This window comes from Hydrogenophaga sp. (assembly GCF_019635465.1).
Classification (GTDB): Bacteria; Pseudomonadota; Gammaproteobacteria; order Burkholderiales; family Burkholderiaceae_C; genus Hydrogenophaga.
In genome coordinates, this window is the sequence record NZ_JAHBZK010000011.1 from 89891 (window position 1) to 114916 (window position 25026).

At 68.2% G+C, this 25026-nt stretch carries 24 protein-coding genes; 9 read left to right on the forward strand and 15 right to left on the reverse strand.

Annotated features, from left to right (window positions below):
* Position 1: 1 nt before the first annotated feature.
* Positions 2-1321, forward strand: coding sequence for a hydroxysqualene dehydroxylase HpnE (hpnE, locus tag KF871_RS11740; protein ID WP_291142540.1), 1320 nt, complete (start codon positions 2-4; stop codon positions 1319-1321).
* Between the two features lie 153 nt (positions 1322-1474).
* Positions 1475-1936: an SH3 domain-containing protein gene (locus KF871_RS11745; protein ID WP_291142400.1), complete on the forward strand. Its 462-nt coding sequence runs from the start codon at positions 1475-1477 to the stop codon at positions 1934-1936.
* Between the two features lie 26 nt (positions 1937-1962).
* Here the strand turns inward: KF871_RS11745 and KF871_RS11750 are convergent, their stop codons facing one another.
* Together KF871_RS11750 and KF871_RS11755 are read right to left on the reverse strand one after the other, a co-directional pair.
* Positions 1963-2613 carry a glutathione S-transferase family protein gene (locus tag KF871_RS11750; protein WP_291142402.1) on the reverse strand — a complete coding sequence of 217 codons (651 nt, stop codon included), beginning with the start codon at positions 2611-2613 and terminating at the stop codon, positions 1963-1965.
* Positions 2614-2622: 9 nt separating this feature from the next.
* Positions 2623-3360, reverse strand: coding sequence for an HAD family hydrolase (locus KF871_RS11755; protein WP_291142405.1), 738 nt, complete (start codon positions 3358-3360; stop codon positions 2623-2625).
* 19 nt (positions 3361-3379) lie between these two features.
* Between KF871_RS11755 and hemH the strand changes: the two genes are divergently transcribed.
* Positions 3380-4471, forward strand: coding sequence for a ferrochelatase (hemH, locus tag KF871_RS11760; RefSeq protein WP_291142407.1), 1092 nt, complete (start codon positions 3380-3382; stop codon positions 4469-4471).
* Here the strand turns inward: hemH and KF871_RS11765 are convergent, their stop codons facing one another.
* From KF871_RS11765 to KF871_RS11810, 10 genes are all read right to left on the reverse strand, one after another.
* A complete protein-coding gene (locus tag KF871_RS11765) occupies positions 4472-5329 on the reverse strand; it encodes an alpha/beta hydrolase (RefSeq protein ID WP_291142410.1) in 858 nt (285 codons plus the stop codon).
* A complete protein-coding gene (locus KF871_RS11770; protein WP_291142412.1) occupies positions 5326-6429 on the reverse strand; it encodes a branched-chain amino acid ABC transporter permease in 1104 nt (367 codons plus the stop codon). The genes KF871_RS11765 and KF871_RS11770 overlap by 4 nt, the downstream gene beginning before the upstream one ends.
* 13 nt (positions 6430-6442) lie before the next feature.
* On the reverse strand, positions 6443-7429 hold the full coding sequence (locus KF871_RS11775; protein ID WP_291142415.1) for a branched-chain amino acid ABC transporter permease: 987 nt from the start codon (positions 7427-7429) through the stop codon (positions 6443-6445).
* Entirely contained in the window at positions 7426-8166 is a 741-nt protein-coding gene (locus tag KF871_RS11780) for an ABC transporter ATP-binding protein (protein ID WP_291142418.1), read from the reverse strand. The genes KF871_RS11775 and KF871_RS11780 overlap by 4 nt, the downstream gene beginning before the upstream one ends.
* Positions 8163-8927 carry an ABC transporter ATP-binding protein gene (locus KF871_RS11785; RefSeq protein WP_291142421.1) on the reverse strand — a complete coding sequence of 255 codons (765 nt, stop codon included), beginning with the start codon at positions 8925-8927 and terminating at the stop codon, positions 8163-8165. The genes KF871_RS11780 and KF871_RS11785 overlap by 4 nt, the downstream gene beginning before the upstream one ends.
* A 139-nt stretch (positions 8928-9066) precedes the next feature.
* Positions 9067-10263 carry a substrate-binding domain-containing protein gene (locus tag KF871_RS11790; RefSeq protein WP_291142423.1) on the reverse strand — a complete coding sequence of 399 codons (1197 nt, stop codon included), beginning with the start codon at positions 10261-10263 and terminating at the stop codon, positions 9067-9069.
* Between the two features lie 153 nt (positions 10264-10416).
* On the reverse strand, positions 10417-11892 hold the full coding sequence (locus tag KF871_RS11795; protein ID WP_291142426.1) for a sigma 54-interacting transcriptional regulator: 1476 nt from the start codon (positions 11890-11892) through the stop codon (positions 10417-10419).
* A 51-nt stretch (positions 11893-11943) separates the two neighbouring features.
* On the reverse strand, positions 11944-13452 hold the full coding sequence (locus KF871_RS11800; RefSeq protein ID WP_291142429.1) for a tripartite tricarboxylate transporter permease: 1509 nt from the start codon (positions 13450-13452) through the stop codon (positions 11944-11946).
* A gap of 156 nt (positions 13453-13608) precedes the next feature.
* A complete protein-coding gene (locus KF871_RS11805) occupies positions 13609-14121 on the reverse strand; it encodes a tripartite tricarboxylate transporter TctB family protein (protein WP_291142431.1) in 513 nt (170 codons plus the stop codon).
* Positions 14122-14134: 13 nt separating this feature from the next.
* Positions 14135-15094: a tripartite tricarboxylate transporter substrate binding protein gene (locus tag KF871_RS11810; RefSeq protein ID WP_291142434.1), complete on the reverse strand. Its 960-nt coding sequence runs from the start codon at positions 15092-15094 to the stop codon at positions 14135-14137.
* 141 nt (positions 15095-15235) lie between these two features.
* Between KF871_RS11810 and KF871_RS11815 the strand changes: the two genes are divergently transcribed.
* From KF871_RS11815 to KF871_RS11825, 3 genes are read left to right on the forward strand one after another with little or no spacing between them, the layout of a single operon-like run.
* Positions 15236-15913, forward strand: coding sequence for a response regulator transcription factor (locus KF871_RS11815; protein WP_291142437.1), 678 nt, complete (start codon positions 15236-15238; stop codon positions 15911-15913).
* Positions 15910-17334 carry a sensor histidine kinase gene (locus tag KF871_RS11820; protein WP_291142440.1) on the forward strand — a complete coding sequence of 475 codons (1425 nt, stop codon included), beginning with the start codon at positions 15910-15912 and terminating at the stop codon, positions 17332-17334. The genes KF871_RS11815 and KF871_RS11820 overlap by 4 nt, the downstream gene beginning before the upstream one ends.
* Positions 17331-17753 (forward strand): RNA-binding S4 domain-containing protein, encoded by a 423-nt coding sequence (locus KF871_RS11825; protein ID WP_291142443.1) that lies wholly within the window; start codon positions 17331-17333, stop codon positions 17751-17753. Before KF871_RS11820 ends, KF871_RS11825 begins: the two co-directional genes overlap by 4 nt.
* A gap of 18 nt (positions 17754-17771) precedes the next feature.
* Here the strand turns inward: KF871_RS11825 and KF871_RS11830 are convergent, their stop codons facing one another.
* Positions 17772-18668 carry a DMT family transporter gene (locus KF871_RS11830; protein WP_291142446.1) on the reverse strand — a complete coding sequence of 299 codons (897 nt, stop codon included), beginning with the start codon at positions 18666-18668 and terminating at the stop codon, positions 17772-17774.
* A 113-nt stretch (positions 18669-18781) separates the two neighbouring features.
* Positions 18782-19666 (reverse strand): LysR family transcriptional regulator, encoded by an 885-nt coding sequence (locus tag KF871_RS11835; protein WP_291142449.1) that lies wholly within the window; start codon positions 19664-19666, stop codon positions 18782-18784.
* Positions 19667-19780: 114 nt separating this feature from the next.
* Here KF871_RS11835 and KF871_RS11840 point away from each other — a divergent pair, with 114 nt between their 5' ends.
* From KF871_RS11840 to KF871_RS11850, 3 genes are all read left to right on the forward strand, one after another.
* Positions 19781-20977: an acyl-CoA dehydrogenase family protein gene (locus KF871_RS11840; protein WP_291142452.1), complete on the forward strand. Its 1197-nt coding sequence runs from the start codon at positions 19781-19783 to the stop codon at positions 20975-20977.
* 9 nt (positions 20978-20986) lie between these two features.
* Complete coding sequence (locus KF871_RS11845) at positions 20987-22117, forward strand: acyl-CoA dehydrogenase family protein (protein ID WP_291142455.1); 1131 nt, start codon at positions 20987-20989, stop codon at positions 22115-22117.
* A 250-nt stretch (positions 22118-22367) separates the two neighbouring features.
* Positions 22368-23102 carry an IclR family transcriptional regulator gene (locus KF871_RS11850; RefSeq protein WP_291142543.1) on the forward strand — a complete coding sequence of 245 codons (735 nt, stop codon included), beginning with the start codon at positions 22368-22370 and terminating at the stop codon, positions 23100-23102.
* A gap of 15 nt (positions 23103-23117) precedes the next feature.
* Here the strand turns inward: KF871_RS11850 and KF871_RS11855 are convergent, their stop codons facing one another.
* Positions 23118-24920, reverse strand: coding sequence for an acyl-CoA dehydrogenase (locus tag KF871_RS11855; protein WP_291142457.1), 1803 nt, complete (start codon positions 24918-24920; stop codon positions 23118-23120).
* Positions 24921-25026 lie beyond the last annotated feature (106 nt).

The window sequence follows — 25026 nt, forward strand, 5'->3', positions numbered from 1 at the left end:
CATGCGGCTGGCGGTGGTGGGCGCCGGCTGGGCCGGCATGGCGGCGGCTGTCGCGGCGGCAGAGGCCGGCGCGCAGGTGGCCGTCTTCGAGGCGGCGCACGCCAGCGGCGGGCGCGCGCGGCGCCTGGTGCTGCACCGCCCCGACGGCCTGTCGTGCACGCTGGACAACGGCCAGCACATCCTCATTGGCGCCTACCGCGAGACGCTGGCCCTGATGCAGCACGTGGGTGTGCCGCTCGACCAGGCGCTGACTCCCTTGCCCCTGACCATGGCCTACCCTGACGGCCATGGCCTGCGCACACCCGACTGGGCGGCCACGTGGCCCGCGCCGCTGGACCTGCTGGCCGGCATCGTCGGTGCCCGCGGCTGGACCTGGACCGACCGCCGCGCCCTGCTGGCCACCTCGCTGCGCTGGCGCCGCGATGGCTTCAGCGCCGACGCCGGTGCCACGGTGGCCGACATCTGCCACGGGCTGACCGCGCGCGTGATCGACGAACTGATCGAGCCCTTGTGCATATCGGCGCTCAACCTGCCGGGTGCGCAGGCCAGCGGTGCGGTCTTCCTGCGCGTGCTCAAGGACGCGCTGTTCGGCCCGGCGCCGTTCGGCGTTTCGCTGGCCATGGCCGCGCCGGTGCGCTCGTCCACCCTGCTGCTGCCGCGCCAGGACCTGTCCTCCCTGCTGCCCGACGCGGCCGAGCGCTGGCTGCTCGAGCGCGGGCACACGGTGCACCTGGGCAGGCGCGTGGACGCACCCGTCCGGCACAACGGCGGCTGGCACTTGGGCGACGACCCGGCGCGGGCGCCCTTTGACCGCGTTATCTGGGCCACTGGCGCTGCGGCGGCGGCCAAGGGCCTGATGACGGTGGCGCCCAACTGGGCACGTGGTGCCGACGCGCTGGAGCACACCGCCATCACCACGGTCTACGCCTGGGCCCCGGCGGCACGCCTGCCTTCACCCATGCTGGCCCTGAGGGGCGGCCCGGCGCAGTTCGCCTTTGACCGCGGCCAGATCAGCCCGAACGAGCCTGGTGTGCAGGGCATCATGGCGCTGGTGGTGAGCGCCAGCCAGGGCGAGCGCCAGTGGCTGCAAACAGCCGCCATTGCCCAGGCGCAGACCCAGCTGGGCATTCGTTTGCTGCCGTTGCAGACGGTCTCCGAGCGGCGGGCCACCTTCGCCTGCACCCCCGCGGTGCGTCGCCCGGGTGCCGAGGTCGCCTCGGGGCTCTGGGCCGCCGGCGACTATGTGGACGGCCCCTACCCAGCCACGCTGGAAGGCGCTGTGCGCAGCGGCCAGGCAGCGGTCCGCGCGGCGCTGGCGTGACACCTCCCACTGAAAGTCGATAAGTTGCAGTGCCGGTTTCGGCCCGACAGCGCATCGGGCTGTTACCCTTGGGCCTGTTTTCTGCCGGGAACCTCCCGCGCGCCGCGCGATCGTTCCCGGGTCGATCCGTACCGAGGAAAGGAGCCCCACCCCATGCCGGTTCTCACCGTTGCACGTCACCTCCGTCGCGGCCTGCTGGCCATTGGTCTTTCAACCCTCGCACTGGCCGCCAGCGCGCAGAGCATGGTCAGCATCAGCGGCAGCACGGTGAACATGCGCGAAGAGCCCAGCCTGGACAGCACCGTGCTGTGGGAGCTGCAACGCGGCTACCCGCTGCAGGTCACCGAGCGCAAAGGCAACTGGCTGGCGGTGAAGGACTTCGAGAACGATACCGGCTGGGTGGCCAGCTCGCTCACCTCGAAGTCGCCGCACCACATCGTCAAGAGCAAGGTGCTCAACCTGCGCAGCAAGCCCAGCACGGGCAGCGACGTGGTGGCCCAGATGCAGTACGGCGAACTGCTCAAGACACTCGACAAGCGCCGCGACTGGGTGCAGGTGGAGCGCTACACCGGCGAGACCGGCTGGGTGTCGCGCAAGCTGGTCTGGGGCTGGTAAGCCGCCAACACGGCCCACCGCGCGTTTCAGCCGTCGGCGCGCACCGCGCGGTAGGCCGGGCGCGCCAGGCAGCGCTGCACCCAGGCATGAACCAGCGGGTGTGCCGCCATCAAAGGGCGCGAGGCCCGCGCCCACATCAACACGCTGGCCACGCACAGGTCGGCCACGGTAAAGCGCTCAGCCGCCAACCACGCCTGCCCTTGTGACTGCTGCGTCTGCAGGTGCGCTTCCAAGACACGCAATGGCACCGCCAGACGCCGCTCGGCGGCATCCGCCAGCGCGGGTTTGCGCCGCTCTTCGGGCATTGCCACGCGGTGCATCAGCACCGTGAGGGCATCGACCTCGCACTCGGTCACTGTCCAGAAGGACCAGCGCAGCGCCTCGGCCTCCTCGCGCGCGGTGCACGGGCTGATCGAGACGCCGTCGACCTCGCCATGCACCCGCGCCAGGTACAGCGCACAGGCCATGCTTTCCCACACGGTGACGTCGCCCTCGGGGCGCCGATCGATCAGCACCGGGATGTGGCCGTTGGGATTGAGCGCCAGGTGCTCGGGCGTGCGGGTGGCACCACCCGCAAACGGCGTCGGCACGTGCTCGAAAGCCAGCCCCAGCTCAGCGGCGGCCCACAGCGGACGCAGGGCGCGCGAGGCGGGAATGCCGTGAATGGTCAACGACATCGACGACGCTCAGGCCAGCGCGTTGCACAGGCTCATGAGATCGGCCACGGTGGCGTGCGGCTGCAGCGGTGCGTGCTCCCAGGCGTGGCCGGCGCGGTTGACCCAGGCCACCTGCAGACCCGCCACCAGGGCGCCCAACACGTCGAGCTGGGCATCGTCACCGATGTGCAGCACCTCGGCCGGCCGCACGCCGGCCAGGTCGGCCGCGGCATGGAAGATGCGCGCGTCGGGCTTGCCGACACCGAACTCGCGCGCGCTCAGCGCGCCCTTGAAATGCTGTCCCAGCCCGACGCGGTGCACATCGGCGTTGCCGTTCGACAGCGCAATGACCGGGTAGCGACTGGCCAACCACTCCAATGCGGGCAAAGCGTCGTCGAACAACTGCACCCGCTGGCGTTCGGCAAAGAAGACCTCGAAGGCGGGTTCAGCCAACGCGGGGTCGTCGCCCGCCTTGAGCAGCACGTAGCGAATGGACTCGCGTCGCAAGGCGCTCAGGTCGTGCGACAGATCGGGGCGCTTGATCTGCAGGTAGTGGCGCGCCTCGCGCAAGGCCTGGGGGTTGCCGGCCAGCGCCGCGGTGGCCGGTGCGTGCTCGCGCAGCCAGGTCGACAGCGCCGCCTCGGCGCGCTCGATGGTGGGCCAGATGGGCCACAAGGTGTCGTCCAGGTCGATGCTGACGGCCTTGACGCGGCGGGCCTCTAGGGTGGGGATGGCGGGCTCGTGAACCGGGCTCTGAGGGGTATTCATGCTTGCGGGAGAATAGCGCATGCCTTTTGCCGCCGAACCGCCCTTCGACCATGGCCATGCGGCCCGCACGGCCGTCATCCTGTGCAACCTGGGTACGCCGGACGAGCCCACCGCCCCCGCGCTGCGGCGCTACCTGGGCGAATTCCTGAGCGATCAGCGGGTGGTGGAGATTCCACGGCTGGTGTGGCTGCCCATCCTGCACGGCATCATCCTGCGCGTGCGCCCGGCCAAATCGGCCGCCAAGTACGCCAGCATCTGGACGCCCGAGGGCTCACCACTGAAGGTCTGGACCGAGAAGCAGGCCAAGCTGCTGCAAGGGCACCTGGGCGAGCGCGGGCACGACGTGCTGGTGCGCTACGCCATGCGCTACGGCAACCCGTCGGTGGCCAGCGTGCTCGACGAGGTCAAGGCCGCCGGCGCCACCCGTGTGCTGCTGTTGCCGGCCTACCCGCAGTACAGCGGCACCACCACCGCCAGCGTGGTCGACGCCGTGTCGGCCTGGTCGGCGCGCCAGCGGCACCTGCCCGAGCTGCGCTTCGTCAACCGCTACCACGACGACCCCGGCTACATCGCGGCGCTGGCGCAATCGGTGCGCGCGCACTGGCTGGTCAATGGCAAGCCCGACAAGCTGGTGATGAGTTTTCATGGCGTGCCCGAGCGCACCCTGCACCTGGGCGACCCCTACCACTGCGAATGCCACAAGACCGGGCGCCTGCTGGCCCAGGCCCTGGGCATTGGTGCTGACGACTACGTGGTCACCTTCCAGAGCCGCTTCGGCAAGGCCAAGTGGCTGGAGCCCTACACCGAGCCCTCCCTGGTGGCGCTGGCCAAAGGCGGCAAGCAGCGCGTGGACGTGATGTGCCCGGGCTTCACCAGCGACTGCATCGAAACGCTCGAAGAGATCGATATGGAGGCCCGCGCGGCCTTCCTGGGCGCGGGCGGCCGCACGTTCAACTACATCGGCTGCCTCAACGACCGGCCCGAATGGATTCGCGCCCTGGCCGACGTCGCCGAGCGCCATTTGCAGGGCTGGCCCACACGTGAGCCGCGCGACGAAGACGCGCTCAGACAGCGTCGCGAGCGCGCCCTGGCCATGGGCGCGCGCACCTGATCAGCTCAGGAAGCGCTGCACCAGCTCCAGCTGATCGGGCACGTTGAGCGCCGGCGCGTGGCCACAGCCGGCGATGGTCACCACCAGCGCGCGCGGGCCACGGTCGCGCATGGCCTCGGCGGTGTCGGCCAGCAGCAGGTCCGAGTCGGCGCCGCGCAGGCACAGCACCGGCATGTCGATGGCGTCGAAGACTGGCCACAAGTCGTAGTCGTGCGGGTGGTGGGTGAACTGCATCACCATCGCCGGGTCGTAGTGCGGCGTGACGCGGCCGTCGGGCAAGCGGCGCAGCGAGCTCTCGGTGAGCTGGCACCATTGCGCATCGGGCAGGTAGCCATAGGGCTGGTACACGGTGCGAAAGTACCGCTCCAGCTCGCCCACGGTGTCAAAGGCCGCCGGGTTGCCCGCGTAGCTGCGAATGCGCTGCACCGCGGGCTCGGCCAGCTGCGGGCCGATGTCGTTGAGCACCAGGCGCTGGATGCGGCCCTTGAGCGGCCCGGCCGCGCACACCATGCCGATGGCACCCCCCATCGACGTGCCCACCCAGTGGAATTGGGTCAACCCCAGCTGGTCCACGAGCGAAGTCGCCAACCGGGCGTAGAAGTCGAGGCAGTACTCGGCCTCGGGCTGTGGGCTCCATTGCGACAGGCCCCGGCCGATGGTGTCGGGGCAGATCACGCGCCAGCCCTGTGCGCACAGGTGCGCGGCCAGCGGGTCCATGTCGCGCCCTGTGCGCGCCAGGCCGTGCCAGGCCACCACCACGTCGCCGCTGGGCTGCGCGGGCACCCAATCCATGAAATGAATCTCGCGGCCTTCGCAGGCCAGGTAGCGCGATTGCACGCTGAACGAAGCGGTGGTCATGACGGCTCCTTGTGTGCGAGGCGCGCCACCGCCGCGCGCTCGCGCAGCCGCCCGACGATGCCGGTGGGGAAGTAATAGACCGAGAGCACGAACAGCAGGCCCAGCCACAGCAGCCAGCGATCGGGCGTGAGGATGGCAGGCAGCAGCGGAACGCCGTCGACCAGGCCACCGAGCGCTCGCAGCAGGTCCTGCAGGTAGCTCTGCGCCACCAGGAACAGCACACTGCCGATGACCGCGCCATAGAGCGTGCCCATGCCGCCGATGACCACGATCAGCAGCACGTCGAGCATGATCTCGAACGACAGCGAGGTGTCCGGCCCGTTGTAGCGCAGCCAGAGCGCGAGCAGGCAGCCCGCCAGCGTGGCGAACGAAGCCGAGATCACGTTGGACAGCGTGCGGTACACCACGGTGCGGTAACCCAGCGCCTCGGCGCGGAAGTCGTTTTCGCGAATGGCCTGCAGCACCCGCCCGAACGGTGAGTTCACGATGCGCAGCATCACCAGGAACATGGCCACCACGGTCACGAACAGCAGGTAGTAGGTGATGAAGCGCCCGTTGAGCGCCACCGCGCCGAAGGGGCCTTCGAAGTCGTCCTCCATCAACGCGAAGCCGGGCGTCAGCAGCTCGGGCAGGCGGAAGGTGAGACCGTCTTCGCCACCGGTGATGTCCGACAGCTGCGACGCCAGCGTGAGAAAGGCCGAGGCCACCGCCAGCGTGATCATCGCGAAGAAGATCGCCTTGACCCGCAGTGAGAACAGACCGATCAGCAGCGCCAGCAGCAGTGAGAGCAGCACGGCACCGACCGCCCCCACCGCCAGCGCCCACCAGGTCGAGCCCAGCGCCGTGACCGAGATGGCAATGCCGTACGCACCAATGCCGAAGAACATGGTGTGCGCAAAGCTCACGATGCCGGTGTAGCCCAGCAGCAGATCGAAGCTGACCACCAGCGCGATGAAGATCAGCACCTTGGCCGCCACATTGATGGCCTTGACGCTGGGAAACAGGAACGGCGCGAACGCCAGGCCGAGCACGACCAGCACCAGCAGCACCGACAGCACACGGCTGCGCGGCAGGTCGTTGGAGAGCAAGCGAGAGGACACGGTTGCCACTCCTTCAGCGGTTCGTCACGGGGTAGACCCCCTGCGGACGCCACAAAAGGATGGCGACCATGAGCGCGATGTTCGAGAACAGCGCCACCTTGGGCGCCAGAAAGCCGGTGTAGTTGGCCATCAGCCCCACCAGCAAGGCGCCCACCAGGGCACCCAGCGTGGAGCCCAGGCCGCCGATGATGATGACGATGAAGATCAGCACGTTGACCTGCGCGCCCATCTGCGGCAGCACGGTCTGCTGGTAAAGGCCCCACATCACACCGCCGAGGCCGGCCAGCGCACTGCCGGCCACGAACACGCCCACGAACAGCCGGTGGATGCGGTAGCCCAGCGACTCGACCATTTCGCGGTCCTGCACACCGGCGCGGATCAGCAGGCCGACCTTGGTGCGGTTGAGCGTCCAGACCATGATGGCGAACACCACCAGGCCGACCACCACCGCCAGCAGGCGGTACTTCTCGATGGAGGCGTCGCCGATGATGAAGCTGCCACGCAGCGTCTCGGGCAGTGGCAGCGCCAGCTGACCCGGGCCCCACACCACCTTGATCAGCTCTTCGCCGATGATCATCCCGCCCATGGTGATGAGGATCTGCTTGAGGTGCTGGCCATAGACCGGCCGCACGATCATGCGTTCAAACACCCAGCCCAGCGCGCCCGCCACCACCATCGCCGCCAGCATGGCCGGCACCAGCGCGGCCAGGTTGAGCCAGAAGCTGTCGGCGATGGCGTAGGCGTTGAGCCCGCCGAACACACTGACCGCCACGAAGGCACCGAGGGCGATGAACACGCCGTGGCCGAAGTTGAGCACGTCCATCAGCCCGAACACCAGCGTGAGGCCCGAAGCGATGACGAACACGATCAACCCCATGGCCAGGCCCGCCACGGTGAGCGTGAGCCAGGTGGACGGGCTGCCCACCGCAGGCAAGGCCAGCGCGGCCAGCAGCGGCACCAGCGCGACGGGGCGCCAGTCGAAGTCTTTCAAGAAATTCATTGATGCGCTCCCAGCGAGAGCCCCAGCAAACGCGCTTGCAGCGCCGTGTCCTCGGCCAGTTCGGCCATGGCGCCGCTGTGCACCACGCGGCCGTCGTCCATCACGGCCACCTGATCGCCCAGCTGGCGTGCGAAGTTGAAGTTCTGCTCGACCAGCAGGATCGTGGTCTGCGCGGCCTTGAGCTCCTTGAATGCCGCGATCATGTTCTGGATGATGGCCGGCGCCAGGCCCTTGCTGGGCTCGTCGATCAGCAGCAGGCGGCGCGGCTCGACGATGGCGCGTGAGACCGCGAGCATCTGCTTCTGTCCGCCCGAGAGCTTGCCCGCCGGGTGCAACCAGAACTTCTTCATGGCCGGGAACATGTCGAAGATCCACTCCAGGCGCTTCGTGTCCACGTCGTCGAGCGTGCGCGCGCCACGCGCGGCCAGCAGCATGTTCTCCTTGACGCTCAGGTCCGAGAAGATGCCCATGTTCTCGGGCACGTAGGCCACACCGCTTTGCGCGATGTCGGGCGTGGCGCGCCCGCCGATGTCCTGCCCCGCCAGCGTGATCCGCCCCTGGCTGGGCTTCCACAAGCCCATGATGGTGCGCAGCGTGGTGGTCTTGCCGGCGCCGTTGCGGCCCAGCAGCATGGTGAGCCCGTTCTCGGGCACCACCAGGTCCACGCCGTGCAGGATGTGGTACGCGCCGATGTGGGTGTGCACGCCCTCGAGCGTGAGCAAGGCGGTGGTGCTCATGCCACGGCCTCTTCTTCCTCGGGGTTCACGCCCAGGTAAGCCTGTTGCACCACCGGCGATGCGATCACCGTCTCTGGCTCGCCATCGGCCACCAGGTGTCCGTTGTGCAGCACGATGATGCGGTCCGAGAGCTCGCGCACCACGTCCATCTTGTGCTCGACCAGCAGGATGATCTTGGAGCGGTCTTCCTTGAGGCGGCGGATGAGGTTCAGGATCACCGGCACCTCGTCCACGCTCATGCCCGCCGTGGGTTCGTCAAACATGTAGACCTTGGGGTCGAGCGCCATGAGGATGGCCACCTCCAGCTTGCGCTGGTCGCCGTGCGGCAGACTGGCCGCGCGCGCCTCGCGCTTGTCCAGCAGCGACACCGTCTCCAGGATGTGCAGCGCGCGATCGAGCAGGTCGCGCCGATCACTCCAGATCCGGAAGAAGTCCAGCCCGGCCCCCGCCCTCGCCTGCACCGCCAGCCGCACGTTCTCGACCACGCTCAGCTGCGGGAACAGGTTGGTGAGCTGGAAGGCCCGCCCCAGGCCAGCGCGCGTGCGCAGCGGCGCGCTCAGGCGGCTGATGTCCTGACCGTCGAGCGACACGCTGCCCGCCGTGGCCTTGATCTGCCCCGAGATCAGGTTGAAGTAGGTCGTCTTGCCCGCGCCATTGGGGCCGACGATGGCCGTCAGCGTGCCCGGCGCAAACGCGCAGGAGACAGCGTTGACCGCCACGTGCCCACCGAAGCGGACCGTGAGTTCTGAGGTTTCAAGCATGGAGACTCCGCAACGAGCGAGGGGGAGTCGGCCGCCGCCGGTGCGGCGGCCTTCGAGGGACACCGCGGAACTGGCTTCGCCAGGCCGCAGGTGTCGTCCCCCTTCTCAAGGGGGAAGCCGCATCAGCGGCGCAGGAGGTTTACCGTTTATTCCGAATCGGAATGGCCATGTCTTCCGGCTTGATCTCACGCACCAGCTCCGGCACGCCCCAGGCGAACGCCGGGTCGGCCTTGATCCGGAAGTGGTACATGCTCTGCATGGCCTGGTGGTCTTCCTTGCGGAAGGTCATGGTGCCCTTGGGCGTGTCGAAGCTCATGCCTTCCATGGTCTGGATGAGCTTGTTGGTGTTGGTGTCGCCGTTGGTCTTCTTGAGCGCAGTCACCACGGCCATGGCCGATGCGAAACCACCCGCGGTGAAGAAGTCAGGCGGTGCCTTGTACTCGCGGTAGTGCTCCGAGACCATGTGCTCGTTGATCGGGTTCTTGGGGATGCCGAAGTAGTAGTACAGCGCACCTTCCATGCCCGGGAACTGCTTGTAGGCCACCATGGCCGGCAGGATGTTGCCGCCGGTGGCGAGCTTGATGCCATAGCGCTTGTCCAGCTCCATCTCGGCGATCTTGGCAAACGGCGTCGGCGCGCCCGACCACACCACCGAGATGAACTTGTTGCCCGGCTGGTCCTTGAGCTTGTCCACCAGGCGCAGCAGGCCAGCGGTGAAGTCGGTGGTGCCCACGGGCAGGTATTCCTCGTGCACCACCTTGGCCTTCTTGGTGAAGTCCTTGGCGGCCTTGACGGCGTCGCGGCCGAAGGCGTTGTCGTTGGCCAGCACGCCGATCACGTTGCCCGGCTGGTCCATGGCCACGGCGTTGGCGGCGGCGTCCTGGCTGCTGTTGCGGCCGGTGCGGAAGATGTACTTGTTCCACTTGTCGCCAGTGATCGAATCGGCCACGGCGGGCTCGACCAGCAGGATCTTGCGGTACTCCTCGGCCACCGGCAGCATGGCCAGCGCCACGGGCGAAGCGGTGGGGCCGATGGCGAGGTCGACCTTGTCGTCGGCATAGGCCGCGGCCAGCAGGCTCTTGCCGATGTCGGGCTTGCCCTGGTCGTCCTTCTCGATCACCACGATCTTCTTGCCGCCGACCATCATGGTGCCGCCGGTGGCGTACTTCAGGCCCATCATCAAACCCACCTGGGTCTGCTTGGCATAGGCCTCGAGCGGGCCGGTCATGCTGTGGATGTGGGCGATGCGGATTTCGCCTTTGTTGGCTTGGGCAAAGCCCAGGCTGGCCGTGCAGGCCAGGGCAATCACCGCCAGGCGGCGGGTGGCATTGAACATGTCGTGTCTCCTCGATGGGTGGGTCGCGGCGCGGTGCGCCGTCGCTGTCCATCGCAGACAACGTGCCAGACTACAAGTGCTTGATTTATCGTGACTTTTTCAGCAGTCACTGACTACCTGTCTGAATTTCAGGCAGCTATCTATGTCTGAAATTCAGACAGTTGTCTGCGTTTCAGACACCCCGTCGGGGCTGCCCAGGCGGTCGTAGAGGCTGGCGCGTGAAATGCCCAGCAGGCGGGCAGCGGCGGCGCGGTTGCCCCCGGTGTGGGCCAGCGCGGCGGCAATCGCTCGTTGCTCCAGTTCCGCAATCTGCTCGGGCAGCGGGCGCAGGTCGGCAGGCGCGTCCGTCGCAGCCGGCATGGCGCGGATCGGCGCCAGCTCGGGCAAACCGGCTTCGCGCAACACCGCCGCCACGTCGGCCGCGGTGATCAGCGCCGCATCGGTGCGCAGCGCCAGTTGCTCCAGCACGTTGCGCAGCTCGCGGATGTTGCCGCGCCAGGCCTGCGCGGCCAGCAGCGCCTGCGCCTCGGCGCCGATTTCCAATGGGCTGCCGCCCCCGCGCGCGGCGATGTCCTCACACAGGGTTTCGATGAGCGCCGGCAGGTCGCTCTGGCGTTCGCGCAGCGGCGGCACGCGGATCGGCAACACGTTGAGGCGGTAGAACAGGTCTTCGCGGAACAGGCCGTCGCGCACCATCTGCGGCAGGTCGCGCGAGGTGGCGGCCACCACGCGCACATCGCATCGCACTACCTGGTTGGAGCCCAGCGGTTCGATTTCGCCGTCCTGCAGCGCGCGCAGCAGCTTGACCTGCATGGCCATCGGCATGTCACCCAGTTCGTCGAGGAACAGGGTGCCGCCGTCGGCCAGCTTGAACTTGCCGTCGCGGCCCTTCTTGTCGGCGCCGGTGTAGGCGCCAGGTGCCACGCCGAAGAACTCCGACTCCAGCAGCGACTCGGGCACCGCGGCCATGTTCACGCCCACAAAGGCCTTGCCCGCGCGCGGCGATGCCGCGTGAATGGCGTGCGCCAGCAACTCCTTGCCGGTGCCGGTCTCACCCAGCAGCAGCACCGGGCTGGTGGACTGCGCGGCACGCCGCGCCTGGCGCTTGACCTCGACCGCCGCCGGGCTGCTGCCGACGAAGCTGGCGAAGGTGTACTTGGTGCGGCGCTGGCTGGCGAGCTGGCGCTGGGCTTCCTTCAAGTCCTGCTCCAGTCGCGCGAACTTGGCGATCAGCGGCTGCAGCGTCGTCTCGGGGTGATCGAACAGCACGATGCCGAGCACACCGATCACCTCGCCCTGGGCATCGCGCAGCGGAATGCGGCTGACCACGAAGGTGCCGGCGCGGTTGTCCAGCAGGTCGATCAGGATGGGTTTGCCCGTGGCCAGCACCCGGTGCATCTGGGTGTTCTGCACCACGCTGCTCACCGACTGACCCACGAAGTCTTCTTCGCGCTCGAAACCCAGCGCCGGCAGAAAGCGGCGGTACTGGTCGTTGATCCACACCACGCGCGCATCGCGGTCGACCAGCATCATGCCCTCGCTCGCGTTGGCGAACAGGTCGAACATCGAACGCGCCGCGAGCTCGAGGATGCTCTGCGCGTCGCGTGGCAGCGGATCGGTGTGGCTCATGCGCCGGATGGTACCCCCGAGGGGTACCGGCGCCATCCCGCCGGCCGGCCCTCAGGCCGTGGCTTCGGTCGCCGCGCGCCGGCGCGCCAGCAACCGGGGCACGATCAGGATCAGCGCCACCACGATCAGCAGTGTCAGCGACATCGGCCGGTCGATGAAGACGCGCCAGCTGCCCTCGCCGATTGCCATGGCGTTGCGCATCTGCGCCTCGGCCAGCGGGCCGAGGATCAGGCCCACGATCACCGGCGCGATCGGGAAGTCGAAGCGGCGCATGACCACACCCAGCAGGCCCAGGCCGGCCATGAGGAACAGATCGAATGCGCTCTGGCGCATGCCGTACACGCCCACCGTGGCAAAAATCAGGATGCCGGCGTAGAGCTGCGGACGCGGCACGCGCAGCAGCTTCACCCACAAGCCCACCAGCGGCAGGTTGAGCACCAGCAGCATGACGTTGCCGATGTAGAGCGACGCAATCAACGCCCACACCAGCGAGGACGAGGTCTGAAACAGCTGCGGGCCGGCGTTGATGCCGTAGTTCTGCAAGGCAGACAGCAGGATGGCCGCCGTCACCGAGGTGGGAATGCCCAGCGTGAGCAGCGGCACCAGCGTGGCCGTCACCGCCGCGTTGTTGGCGGCCTCGGGTCCGGCCACGCCTTCGATGGCGCCGGTACTGCCGAAGCTGTCGCGGTCCTCGCCCTTGGCCAGCTTGCGCTCGGTGGCGTAGCTAAGGAAGGTCGGGATCTCGGAGCCACCCGCGGGAATGGTGCCGAACGGAAAGCCCAGCGCCGTGCCGCGCAGCCAGGCCGGCCAGGAGCGCTTCCACTCGTCACGCGTCATGTGCACCTTGGACAGGTGGTTCACCTCGAGCTTGACCCGACCTTCGTAGAGCGTGTTGTAGAAAGCCTCGGTCACGGCGAACAGACCGACCGCGACCAGCACCACCTCGATGCCGTCCATGAACTCCAGAATGCCGGCGGTGTAGCGCACCTGGGCGGTGATCTGGTCAATGCCTACCAGGCCCATCGACAGTCCAAGGATCAGCGCCGTCATGCCGCGCAGCGTGCTCTGCCCCAGCACCGCGCTGACCGTGGTGAAGGCCACCAGCATCAGGCAGAAATACTCGGGCGGCCCGAGCTTGACCGCGTACTCCGCCAGCACCGGCGCAAAGAAGGTGACCAGCACCGTGGCCACCGTGCCCGCCACGAACGAGCCGATGGCCGAGGTGGCCAGCGCCGCCCCCGCGCGGCCGTTCTTGGCCATGCGAAAACCTTCAAGCGCGGTGACCATGGTCCCGGTCTCACCCGGGGTGTTGAGCAGGATTGAGGTTGTGGAGCCACCGTACATGGCGCCGTAGTAGATGCCGGCGAAAAAGATCATCGACGCGGTGGGCTCCACCTGGCCGGTGATGGGCAGCAGCATGGCCACGGTGACCGCCGGCCCCAGCCCCGGCAACACACCGATGGCCGTACCCAGCGCGCAGCCGGCCAGGGCCCACAACAGGTTGATCGGCGAGGCAGCGGTGGCAAAGCCGCCCAGCAACTGGGTGAGGATGTCGGACATGGGCGTTGGGCGTTGGGCGTTGGGCGTTGGGCGTTGGGCGTTGGGCGTTGGGCGTTGGGCGTTGGGCGTTGGGCGTTGGGCGTTGGGCGTTGGGCGTTGGGCGTTGGGCAGGGCGAGCGTGGCCGCTCAACGCTCAACCCTCAACGCACAACGCCGCTATATCCAGCCGGTCCCGGTGAGCCCGGGCAGGTTCACGGCCAGCAGCTTGGTGAACAGCCAGTAGACCGGCGCGGCAATCAGCATGCCAGTGACGGCGTCACGCACGGTGGTGGCCACGCCGCCGCCGGCCCGGCCTTCGCTCATACGCAGGCCGCGCACGGCCAGCACAAAGCACAGGGCGCAGCTGAGCACGAAGCCGATGGTGGTGATGAGTGCGGCGTTGGCCAGTACGCCCGCGCCCACCCAGGCCATGCCGTGCCAATCCCCGGTGGCCGCGCCCGAAGGCGTCTCCACATGGCGCCAGCCGCCGTTGAAGGCCTGCCACAACAGCAGCAGGCCGCACACACCCATGGCGGCGCTCAGCAGCCAGGGCAGGAAGTCGGGGCCGACGCCCGCATAGCCGGCCTCGTGCGGAATATCGCGGGCCCCCCAGGCCAGCACACCCGCCAGGGCGAGTGCGCCAAGCCCGATGAGGACTTCGCCAGGCTTGGTGGGTGCTCGATCGCTCATGCCCGGGCCGTGCTCAGACCATACCCGCGCGGACCATGGTGGCGCGCAGGGACGAGAAGTCGCGATCAACGAATTCCTCGAACGCCTTGCCCGACAGGAAGGCCGAAGTCCAGTTGTTCTTCTTGAGTGCCGCAGCCCACGAGGCGGTCTTGGTGGCCTTGGTCACCATGTCCACCAGCGCCGCGCGCTCGGCTGCGCTGATGCCCGCTGCGCCGTACACGCCGCGCCAGTTGCCGATTTCCACGTCGATGCCCTGCTCCTTGAGCGTGGGCACGTCGATGCCGTCGAGGCGCTTGCCCGAGGTGACCGCAATCGCGCGCATCTTGCCGCTCTCGATATAGGGCTGGAACTCGCTGTAGCCGCTGCCGCCCACGGTGACGTTGCCGCCCAGGATGGCCGCCACCGCTTCACCGCCCCCACGGAAGGGCACGTAGTTGATGCGCGCGGCGTCCGCGCCCACGGCCTGCGCGATCTGCGCCGCGGCGATGTGCTCGGTGGAGCCACGCGAGCCGCCCCCCCACTTGACGCTGCCGGGGTCCTTCTTGAGCTGGGCAATCACATCGGCCATGGTCTTCATCGGCGACTCGGCCGGCAGCACGAAGACGTTGTATTCGGAGGTCAGGCGCGCGATCGGCGTGACCTGCGTGACCGAGACCGGCGGCTTGCCGGTGATGATGCCGCCCAGCATCACGGCGCCCATCACCATCAGCGCGTTCGGGTCGCCCTTGCTGGCGTTGTAGAACTGGGCCAGGCCGATGGCGCCGGCCGCGCCACCTTTGTTCTCGAAGGTCACCGAGGAGGCCACGCCCGACTCGCGCAGCGCTTCGCCCAGGGCACGGCCGGTGGTGTCCCAGCCGCCGCCGGGGTTGGCCGGAATCATCATCTTCACGTTGGCCGATGCCCAGGCCATGCGCGGCAGCGCGCCGGCGGCCGCCAGTGCGGCCATGGACTTGAGGAAGGTGTCGCGACGCATGCTTGTCTCCTTGGAGTGGGTGGTGTCAACGGCCGCGATCTTCGACAGCGGCGCTGTCAGTTGGCTGTCCACCACCCTGGGGCAAACCCTGAGTTCCGACCTGCGCTTCACATCCCGCGCCGCCCATAATCGCGCTCCGCCATGAAGCTGATGCTGGTTGAAGACAACGCCACCATGCGCGAGACGCTGGCGCGCTCGCTCGCCCGGCGCGGCATCGAGGTGGTGTGCTGCGACGACGGTGCACGCGCCCTGACGGTGTGGCGCGAGACGCGCCCCGACGCGGTGCTGCTCGATCTGTCGCTGCCCGGGCGCGACGGCCTGGACGTGCTGTCGGCGGCGCGCAATGACGGCCTGCGCACGCCGGTGATCATCCTCACCGCGCGCGGCACGGTGGGCGACCGCATCCTGGGCCTGAACACCGGCGCCGACGATTACCTGCCCAAACCCTTCGACCTCGACGAACTCGAAGCCCGCGTGCGCGCGCTGGTGCGCCGCGCCAGCGGCGTGGACGCCACGCCCGCAGCGGCCAGCTGGTGCGGCCTCACCGTCGACCGCGACAGCGGCGCTGTGTACCACGATGGCCAGGCTCTGGAGCTGCCGCCGCGCGAGCTGGCCCTGCTGCGCGCACTGCTCGCGCGCCCCGGGCAGGCCATGGCGAAGGAGCGCTTGTTCGAGCTGGTGTTCCCCGGTGAAACCGACGTGCAGCCAGAGGCGATCGAGGTCGTGGCCTACCGCTTGCGCAAGAAGATCGGCCACACCGGCGCGCAGCTGGTGACGCTGCGCGGCCTGGGCTACCTGCTCAAGGCGGGCACACCGTGACCACGCGAACCCTCTCGCTGCGGCGCACCTTGCTGCTGGGCATCCTGGTGCCGGTGTTTGCCTACGTCGTCTTCAACACCACCATCCTCTACCGACAAGCCCTGGTGGCTGCGGACACAGCCTACGACCGCACCCTGCTGGCCACCGCCAAGTCGCTCGGCGAACAGTTGCAGGTCAGCGATGGGCCCGGCGGGCCGCAACTGCAGTCCACGCTCATCTACTCCGCACTCGAGGCCTTCGAGGCCGACAACCGCAGCCGGTTGTTCTATCGGGTGCTCGGTTTCGACGGCGAGATGGTCTCGGGCTTTCCGGACCTGCCATCGCCGCGGCGCGATGTGCCGGTGAAAGGCATCTACGCCGCGCTGGTGAACTTCTACGACGACCAGTACCGCAACCAGCCGGTGCGCATGGCCGTGCTGCTGCAGCCGGTGGCCGGCGTGCGCGGCCAGGGCATGGCCACCATCCAGGTGGCCGAGACACTTGAGCTGCGCCAGACGCTGGCGCGCCAGATCCTCACCGACACGCTGTGGCGGCAGGCCGCCATGCTCAGCGTGATTGCATTCGTGGTCATCGTGGTCGTGCAATGGGCCACGCGCCCGGTGCGCCAGATCAGCCGCGACATCACCGCGCGGCGCGAAGACGACCTCTCGCCCCTGCCCACCAGCGATGCGCCGCGCGAGCTGTTGCCCCTGCTGGACGCCACCAACCAGCACATGCAGCGCCTGTCGCAGCTGCTCGATCACCAGAAGCGCTTCGTGCGCGACACCTCGCACCAGCTGCGGACGCCATTGGCGGTGCTCAAGACGCAGCTGCAGTCGGCACGCCGTGGCGACGTCGAACCACGGCAAGCGCTGGATGAAATCGCGCACACGGTGGACCGCGCCACCGAGCTGGCCAACCAGATGCTGGCGCTGGCCAAGGTCGAGCAGATGCGACAGGAGCGCGACGCGCCGCTGAGCAACTGGTCGGACGCGGTGCGCACGGTGGCGCTCGACCTGGCCCCGTTGGTGGCCGAACGCAACCTGGACTTCAGCCTTGCCCTGCCCGAGAGCACACCCGTGCGTGCCCACGAATGGGCCTTGCGCGAGGTGGCGCGCAACCTGCTGCACAACGCCATCAAACACACCCCGGCGGGCGGCGCGCTGCAGGTGCAACTGGGCCACATGGGCCACGAGGCCGTGCTGCAGATCAGCGACAGCGGCCCGGGCATTTCAGACGGTTTGCGCGAGCGGCTGTTCCAGCCCTTTGCCACCGACCACCGTGCGGGCCCCAGCCAGTCCGGCTCAGGCCTCGGTCTGGCCATCTGCCAGGGCATCGTGCAGTCGCTGGGCGGTCACATCACGCTGCACAATCGCATCCTGGCCGGTGAGGTCCGGGGCCTGGACGCCCGGGTGCACCTGCCCATGCAACGCAACGAATGAACACCAAGCCTGCGAGCGAACGCATCCGTCTGGACAAGTGGCTGTGGGCCGCGCGCTTCTTCAAGACAAGGGCCCTCAGCGCCGAGGCCATCGACAAGGGCCGCGTGAGCATCAACGGCCAGCCCGCCAAGGCCTCGCGCGAACCGCGGGTGGGTGATGTCATGGAGCTCAGCCGCGAGCAGGAGCGCCGGACCATCGTGGTGCGCGCGCTCAGCGCGGTGCGCGGTCCGGCCAGTGCCGCTGCCCTGCTCTACGAAGAAACCGCCGAATCCATCGCCCAACGCCTGGCCGCCGCCGAACAGCGCCGCCTGGCGCCGGAGCCCGCCCTGACGCAGACCATGGGCCGCCCCACCAAGCGCGACCGGCGCGACCTCAAGGCCTGGGGCGATCGCTGGAGCGCCTCGCTCGACGAGGAGTAAAGGCCGCGGTGCGCTGGCTCAGCGCTTGCGCAGGCCCAGCCACATCACCGTGGCCACCACGATCAGACCGCCCGCCACCTGGATGGCCGCGATCGACTGACCCAGGAACACCCAGGCCAGCACCAGCGCAAAGATGGGCTCGATGTTCATGATGGCCGAGTTGCCCACCACGCCCAGGCGCGGCAGCACGGTGAACATGATGGTGAAGGCCGTGCCGTAGAGAAAGGTCAGGCCGAACAGCCCCCACCAGCCCGGGGCGGCGTTCGGAAAATGCAGCCCGCCCTGCGTGGCGCTGGCCACCAGGGCCATCACCGCCACGATGGTCATGGTGGTGGCGGTGCGCAAACGGCCGTCCAGGTCGCCGGCCTCGTGCTGGGTGAAGACCAGCGCCAACCCAAAGGTGGCGGCAGCGGTCAGCGCGAAGGCCACGCCCGCACCAATGTGCGCCCAGTGCCCACTGGCACCCAGGCCCGAGGCCGCGCCCGACACATCCAGCGCCAAGGCCAGGCCAATGAGCATCACCGGCATGGCGCGCAGCACGTGCGGCGCCGGCTTGTGGCCGTAGACCACCCGCGCCCACAGCGCGGTCCACAAGGGGTAGGTGTTGAAGGCCAGCAGCGCCAGCGCCACCGGCAGCCGCGCCACCGAGGCGTACAGGCACAGGCTCTGCACCCCCACCAACACACCAATGGCCGGCAAGGCCTTACGGTGGCGCGCCGTCAGCGCCAGCGGCACGCGATAGACCAGCAGGATGGCGGCCACCACCAGCGCCGTCACGCCGCTGCGAAAGGTGACGGCCGTGGCCACGCTCACCCCGTTGTCGAACGCCAGGCGCGCCGCCACGTGGTTGGCGCCCATCATCAACGCGATGAGCAGCAGGGTGGCGAAGGCGGTACGCGACAGGCTGGGGGACATGGCGGGCAACGGTGGTGCAGCGGGCAAAACAAAGGCGCCCAGGGGGCGCCTTGGCCGTGGGTTGTCAGGCGGGTTGCGCAGTCTAACGGAGCGTTGCACGACGCGCTGGCGACTCACGCGACGTGGGCCAGCAGGTGATCGATCAGGGCACGTGCCGAACGCGTCTGGTGGCGGTTGGGCATGTACAGCATGAACAGCTGGTTGCCGAAGATGCTCAGGCGCAGCCCATCGAGCGCGGTGACGATGGCACCGCTCTCCACTGCGTCCTGAACGACGTAGTCGGGCACCAGTCCCACGCCCAGCCCGGCCAGGATGGCCTCTCGCAAGAACGGGAAATGCTCCGAGATCAGCGTGGGCTCCAGCGTCACCTCGTCGCGCTGATCGTCGCGATAGGCAGCCAGACGCAGCTCGCGCCCCACGACGCCAGAGGTAATCAGCGGGGTGTGGCGCAACTGGGCCAGCGAGGTGGGCAACCCGTTCATGCTCGCGTAGGCGGCCGAGGCACAGCACAGGTAGCGCACCCGCCCCAGGTCGCGGGCCACCAGGGTCGGCGGCGGTGCGGCCAGGATGCGCACCGCAATATCCACCTCGTCGCGCATCAGGTCGTCGACCCGGTTCTCGAACAGCACGTCGAGCACCACACCAGGGTGCGCGCGCTTGAATGCGATCAACCAGGGCGCCATCACCATCTGCCCGTAGCCGCTGGGCACGCTCAGGCGCACACGGCCCTGTAGCCCCTCGCCAAGCGAGCGCAAGGTCTCATGCGCCGCCTGCAACTCGTTGCGCATGGCCAGGCCGTGCTGGTACAGGCGCAGGCCAAGCTCGGTCGCCTCGACCCGCCGCGTGGTGCGCCGAAACAGCTGCGCGCCCACCGCGCGCTCCAGTTGCGCCAGCCGGTAGCTCACGTTGGCGCGGCTGGTTTTCAGGCGCCGTGCGGCCTGGCTGAGGTTGCCGGCGTCGTGGATGTCCACCAGCAGGGACAGGTCGTTGGGATCCATGATTGGCAAATCCTGTTTGACAGTGTGTCAACCGAGAACCGGATTGTCCTGGACAAAGACGGGTCACACAATCTGCATTGCAGAATTTGATCCCGAATTGAACAAGGACATGGCATGGATCTGAACTTCACGCCCGACGAAGAGGCCTTTCGCAGCGAAGTGCGCGGCTTCTTGAAAGCGCAGTTGCCGCAAGACCTGTCGGCCAAGGTGCGCGAGGGCCTGCGGCTGACCAGGGACGACATGGCGCAATGGCACCAGATCCTGAACCAGCGCGGCTGGCTGGCCAACCACTGGCCCGAGCAATACGGCGGGCCGGGCTGGAGCGCGGTGCAGAAGTTCATCTTCGAGCTCGAGTGCGCGCTTGCGCATTCGCCGCGCACGGTGCCGTTCGGGGTGGGCATGCTGGGGCCGGTGCTCATCAAGTACGGCAACGAGGCGCAGAAGCGCTACTGGCTGCCGCGCATCCTGAGCGGCGAGGACTGGTGGTGCCAGGGCTATTCCGAGCCGGGCGCGGGCTCGGACTTGGCGGGCGTGAAGACCACCGCGGTACGCCAGGGGGACCACTATCTCGTCAACGGCCAGAAGACCTGGACCACGCTGGGGCAGCACGCCAACATGATCTTCTGCCTGGTGCGCACCAACCGCGATGCCAAGAAGCAGGAGGGGATCAGCTTCTTGCTGGTGGACATGAACACACCCGGCGTCGAGGTGCGTCCCATCATCACGCTCGATGGCGAGCACGAAGTCAACGAGGTGTTCTTCACCGACGTGAAGGTGCCACTGGAGAACCTGGTTGGCGAGGAAGACAAAGGCTGGACCTGCGCCAAGTACCTGCTGACCTACGAACGCACCAACATCGCTGGCGTGGGCTTCTCGGTGGCCGGGCTCGAGAAGCTCAAGATCGCCGCGGCCCGCGTGATGCACAAAGGCCGGCCCCTGTCGCAGGACCCGCTGTTCGCGGCCCGCCTGGCCCGGGTCGAGATTGACCTGGAGAACATGAAGACGACCAACCTGCGGGTGCTCGCCGCCGTGGCCGGCGGTGGCGTGCCAGGCGCCGAGAGCTCGATGCTCAAGATCCGCGGCACCGAGATCCGCCAGGAGCTGCTCTCGCTCATGCGCCGCGCCATGGGGCCCTACGCCTTGCCCTTTGTCGAAGCCGCACTGCACGCCGGCCACGAGGCGCCCCCGATCGGTCCGCCCGAAGCGCGGGCCGCTGCGGCGCAGTACTTCAACTACCGCAAGCTGTCGATCTTCGGCGGCTCCAACGAGATCCAGAAAAACATCATCTCCAAGATGATCCTCGGCCTGTGAGCGACCACCATGCACTTTGAACACACCGAAGACCGGCGCATGCTCGCCGACACCCTGGATCGCTTTCTCGCCGATCAGTACCCCATCGAGGCCCGCCATGCGGCCGCCGCCTCGGAACTGGGCTTCAGCGAGACTGTCTGGCGCGGCCTGGCCGACATCGGCGCCATCGGTGCCCTGTTCCCGGAGGCCGTGGGGGGCTTTGGCGGCGACGCCTTTGACGTCACCGTGGTGTTCGACAGCCTGGGCAAAGGCCTGGCGATCGAACCCTTCCTGGGCGCGCTGGTGGTGGGTCAGGCCATTGCGGCGGTCGGCACCGACGAACAAAAAGCCTGGCTGAGCCCATTGCTCGACGGCAGCACCGTTGCCGCCCTCGCCCACGACGAAGCCGGCGGCCACTACGAACTGGCGCACGTGGCCCTACGGGCCGAGCGCACCCCGGCGGGCTACATGCTCGATGGCCACAAGGGCGTGGTGGTGCATGGGGAACAGGCCGGCCTGCTGCTGGTGAGCGCGCGTACCGCGGGCGCGGTGGACGACGAGAATGGTCTGTCCTTGTTCCTGGTGCCGGCCAACGCACCTGGCCTCACGCGCCAGGGCTATGGGCGCGTGGACGGCGGGCGCGCGGCCGAGCTGCACTTCAACCAGGTGAGCGTGCCGGTCTCCGCTTTGCTGGGTGCACAAGGCCAGGGTCTGGCGGTGCTGGAGCGAGCCGTCGGCTGGGGCGTGCTGGCGCTGTGCGCCGAGGCCGTGGGCGCCATGGACGTGGTCAAACAAATGACGCTGGACTACCTGCGCACCCGGCAGCAGTTCGGCGTGCCCATCGGCAGCTTTCAGGCACTGCAGCACCGCATGGCCGACGTGCTGCTGGAGATTGAGCAGGCGCGCTCGGCCGTCATCAACGCCGCTGCGGCCATGGGCGCCGAGCGCGGCACGCGAGAGCGCGCCTTGTCGGCGGCCAAGTACAGCATCGGGCGCATCGGCACCCGCGTGGCCGAAGAGTGCATCCAGCTGCATGGCGGCATCGGCATGACCTGGGAGCTGCCGCTGGCACACTACGCCAAGCGCTTGGTGATGATCGACCACCAGCTGGGCGACGAAGACCATCACCTGGCGCGCTACATGGCGCTGGCCGTGCACTGATGGCCGGCGCGATGGCTCATTGAGCTGGCAGCGGGGGACAGGTTTACCCTCAGGCCGCAGCCACCATGGAATCGCTGCAATCGGGGTACATTCCCAAGCTCGAAGTGCAGAACGGAATTCCATTTTGAGCGCAACCCCAGTCCCCACTGCGCCAGGCACGCCGGCCGGTACAGTCAGCGACCGCGCTGCCCGCGCCAGGCGCCCTGCGCCCGCGCGCAAACCCAAGGAAGACCGCCACTTTGTCACCGCTCTGGCGCGCGGGTTGGAGGTGCTGGCCTGCTTTCGCACCGGTGAAGCCACGCTGAGCAACCAGGAGCTCGCGCAGCGCTGCAAGCTGCCCAAGTCGACCGTCTCGCGCCTGACCATGACGTTGACCAAGCTGGGATACCTGATCCATGTGGCCGAGAGCGGCCGCTACCGCCTGGGCACCGCGTGCCTGGCCCTGGGCAGTGCCCTGCTCACGCGACTGGATGTGCGCAAGGTGGCGCGCCCGATGATGCAGGAGCTGGCCAACTTCTCTGGGGCGTCGGTGTCGCTGGGCGTGCGCGACAAGCTCTCGATGATCTATGTCGAGAATTGCCGCAGCAAGGCCGCGCTGACGCTGACACTGGACGTGGGCTCGCGCATGCCTCTGGCGGCATCGGCCATCGGCCGGGCCTGGCTGGCGGCGGTGCCGGACGCCGAGAGAGAAGCGGCGCTCGACCAGATCCGCGAACTCGACCACCTGGCCTGGCCAGGCGTGCAGGCCGGGGTCGAGAAAGCCATCGAGGACTACCGCACCCTGGGTGTGACCTGCTCGTTCGGCGACTGGAACAAGGAGGTCAACGGCATCGCGCGGGCCTTTGACCCCGGCAACGGTCTGCCCATGATGGCGGTCAACGTCGGCGGCGCCTCGTACAACCTCTCACCCGAATTCCTGCTGAAAGAAGTGCGACCACGCCTGCTCGACGTGGTGCGTGCCATCGAGGACGCGCTGCCGCGCTGACGCGGCCCACCTGGCTCAGAACCAGGCGTCGCGCATCGCGTGGTGGCTGTCGTCCACGCTGCGCAGCAAGGCCAGCTGAGGCGCCACCTTGGGCAGTTCCCAGCGGAAAAACCACTGCGCGGCCTGCACTTTGCCGCGGTAGAACGCCTCGTCTGCGTCGGTGACCGGGAAGGCGAGCATTTGCTGCGCCACGGTGGCCTGGCGCAACCAGACCCAGGCCAGCACGGTGTGGCCAAAGGCTTCGAGAAACAGATTTGCGTTGGCCAGCACCGCCTCGCGATCGGTCCGCAGGGGTGCGCTCAGCGCCTGCACCGTGCCCAACACGTCCTGCCAGGCGGCGCGCAACGCCTGCGCATGCGTCTTCAGCAGCGGCTGCTGCATGGCGTTGTCCACCACGCCCTCCACCAAGGGTTGCATCACCGCCAGGGCGGCGCCGTCCTGCATCGCCACCTTGCGCCCCAGCAGGTCCAGCGCCTGAATGCCGTGGGTGCCTTCGTGAATCATGTTGAGCCGGTTGTCGCGCCAGAACTGCTCGACCGGGTATTCGCGCGTGTAGCCATAGCCGCCCAGAACCTGGATCGCCAGGGAATTGGCCTCCAGGCACCATTGCGACGGCCAGGACTTCACCACCGGGGTCAGCAGCTCCAGCAGCAGGCCGGCCGCCTGGCGTTGCGCCGCGTCGGTGTGCGTGCGCTGCTCGTCGACCAGCCAGGCTGCATACAGCGCCAGGCCGTAGGCCCCCTCCACATAGCACTTCTGCGCCAGCAGCATGCGGCGCACGTCGGCGTGCGCGACCAGGGGCAGCGGCGGCGAAGCCGGATCGCGGTTGGCCGGTGAGCGACCCTGGGTGCGCTCGCGCGCGTATTGCAACGAGGCTAGGTAGCCGCGGTAGCCCAGCATGATGGCGCCCATGCCGACGCCGATGCGGGCCTCGTTCATCATGTGGAACATGCACGACAGGCCATCGTTGGGCTGCCCGACCATCTCGCCCACGCAGGCGTCGTTCTCGCCAAACGACAACATCGTTGACGTGGTGCCGCGCCAGCCGCACTTGTGAATCAGGCCCGCCAGGGCCACGTCGTTGCGCTCGCCCACCTGCCCCTGTGCGTCGGTGTGGAATTTGGGCACGGTAAACAGTGAGATGCCGCGCACGCCAGCCGGCGCGTCCGCCAGCCGCGCCAGCACCAGGTGCACGATGTTCTCGCCCAGCTCGTGATCGCCGCCCGAGATGAACACCTTCTGGCCTTTGATGCGGTAGCGCCCATCGCCCATCGGCGTGGCCTGGGTGTGCAGATCGGCCAGGCTGGAGCCCGCTTGCGGCTCGGTCAGTGCCATGGTGCCGAAGAAGCGCCCGCTGCGCAGCGCCGGCAGGTAGCGCTTACGCTGCAGGTCGGTGCCGAACTTCTCGATCACGTTGGCGTTGGAGGCCGTCAGCCCCACATACGATGTGGTGGCGACATTGGCGCTGCGAAACACCGACAGGCAGGCCTGCGTCACCAGCACCGGCAGTTGCATGCCGCCGGCCGCTTCGTCGACGCTGGCGGCCAGAAAGCCGGCATCGGCGTAGGCGCGCACCGCCGCCTTCACCCCATCGGGCAACACCACCTTGCCATCCTCTATGCGTGGCTCCTGCTCGTCGCCCAGCCGCTGGTGTGGTGCGAACAGGTCCTCGGCGATGCGCACGGCCGTATCCAGCGCCGCCTCGAAGGTCTCCCGGCTGTGCTCGCGGTAGCGCTCCCGTTGCAGCAAAGCCTGCGCCTGCAGCACCTCGAACAACTGGAATTGGATGTCGCGTCGGGCAATCAGCGGGGTTTGCATGGGATTGTGGTGGCCAAGGCTTCTGGCTATTATCCGCTTCGTTTTGAAATCATGTTCTGCACTGCAGACTATGGTTATCCCTAGGACCAGCCTGGGGCGCGGCCTC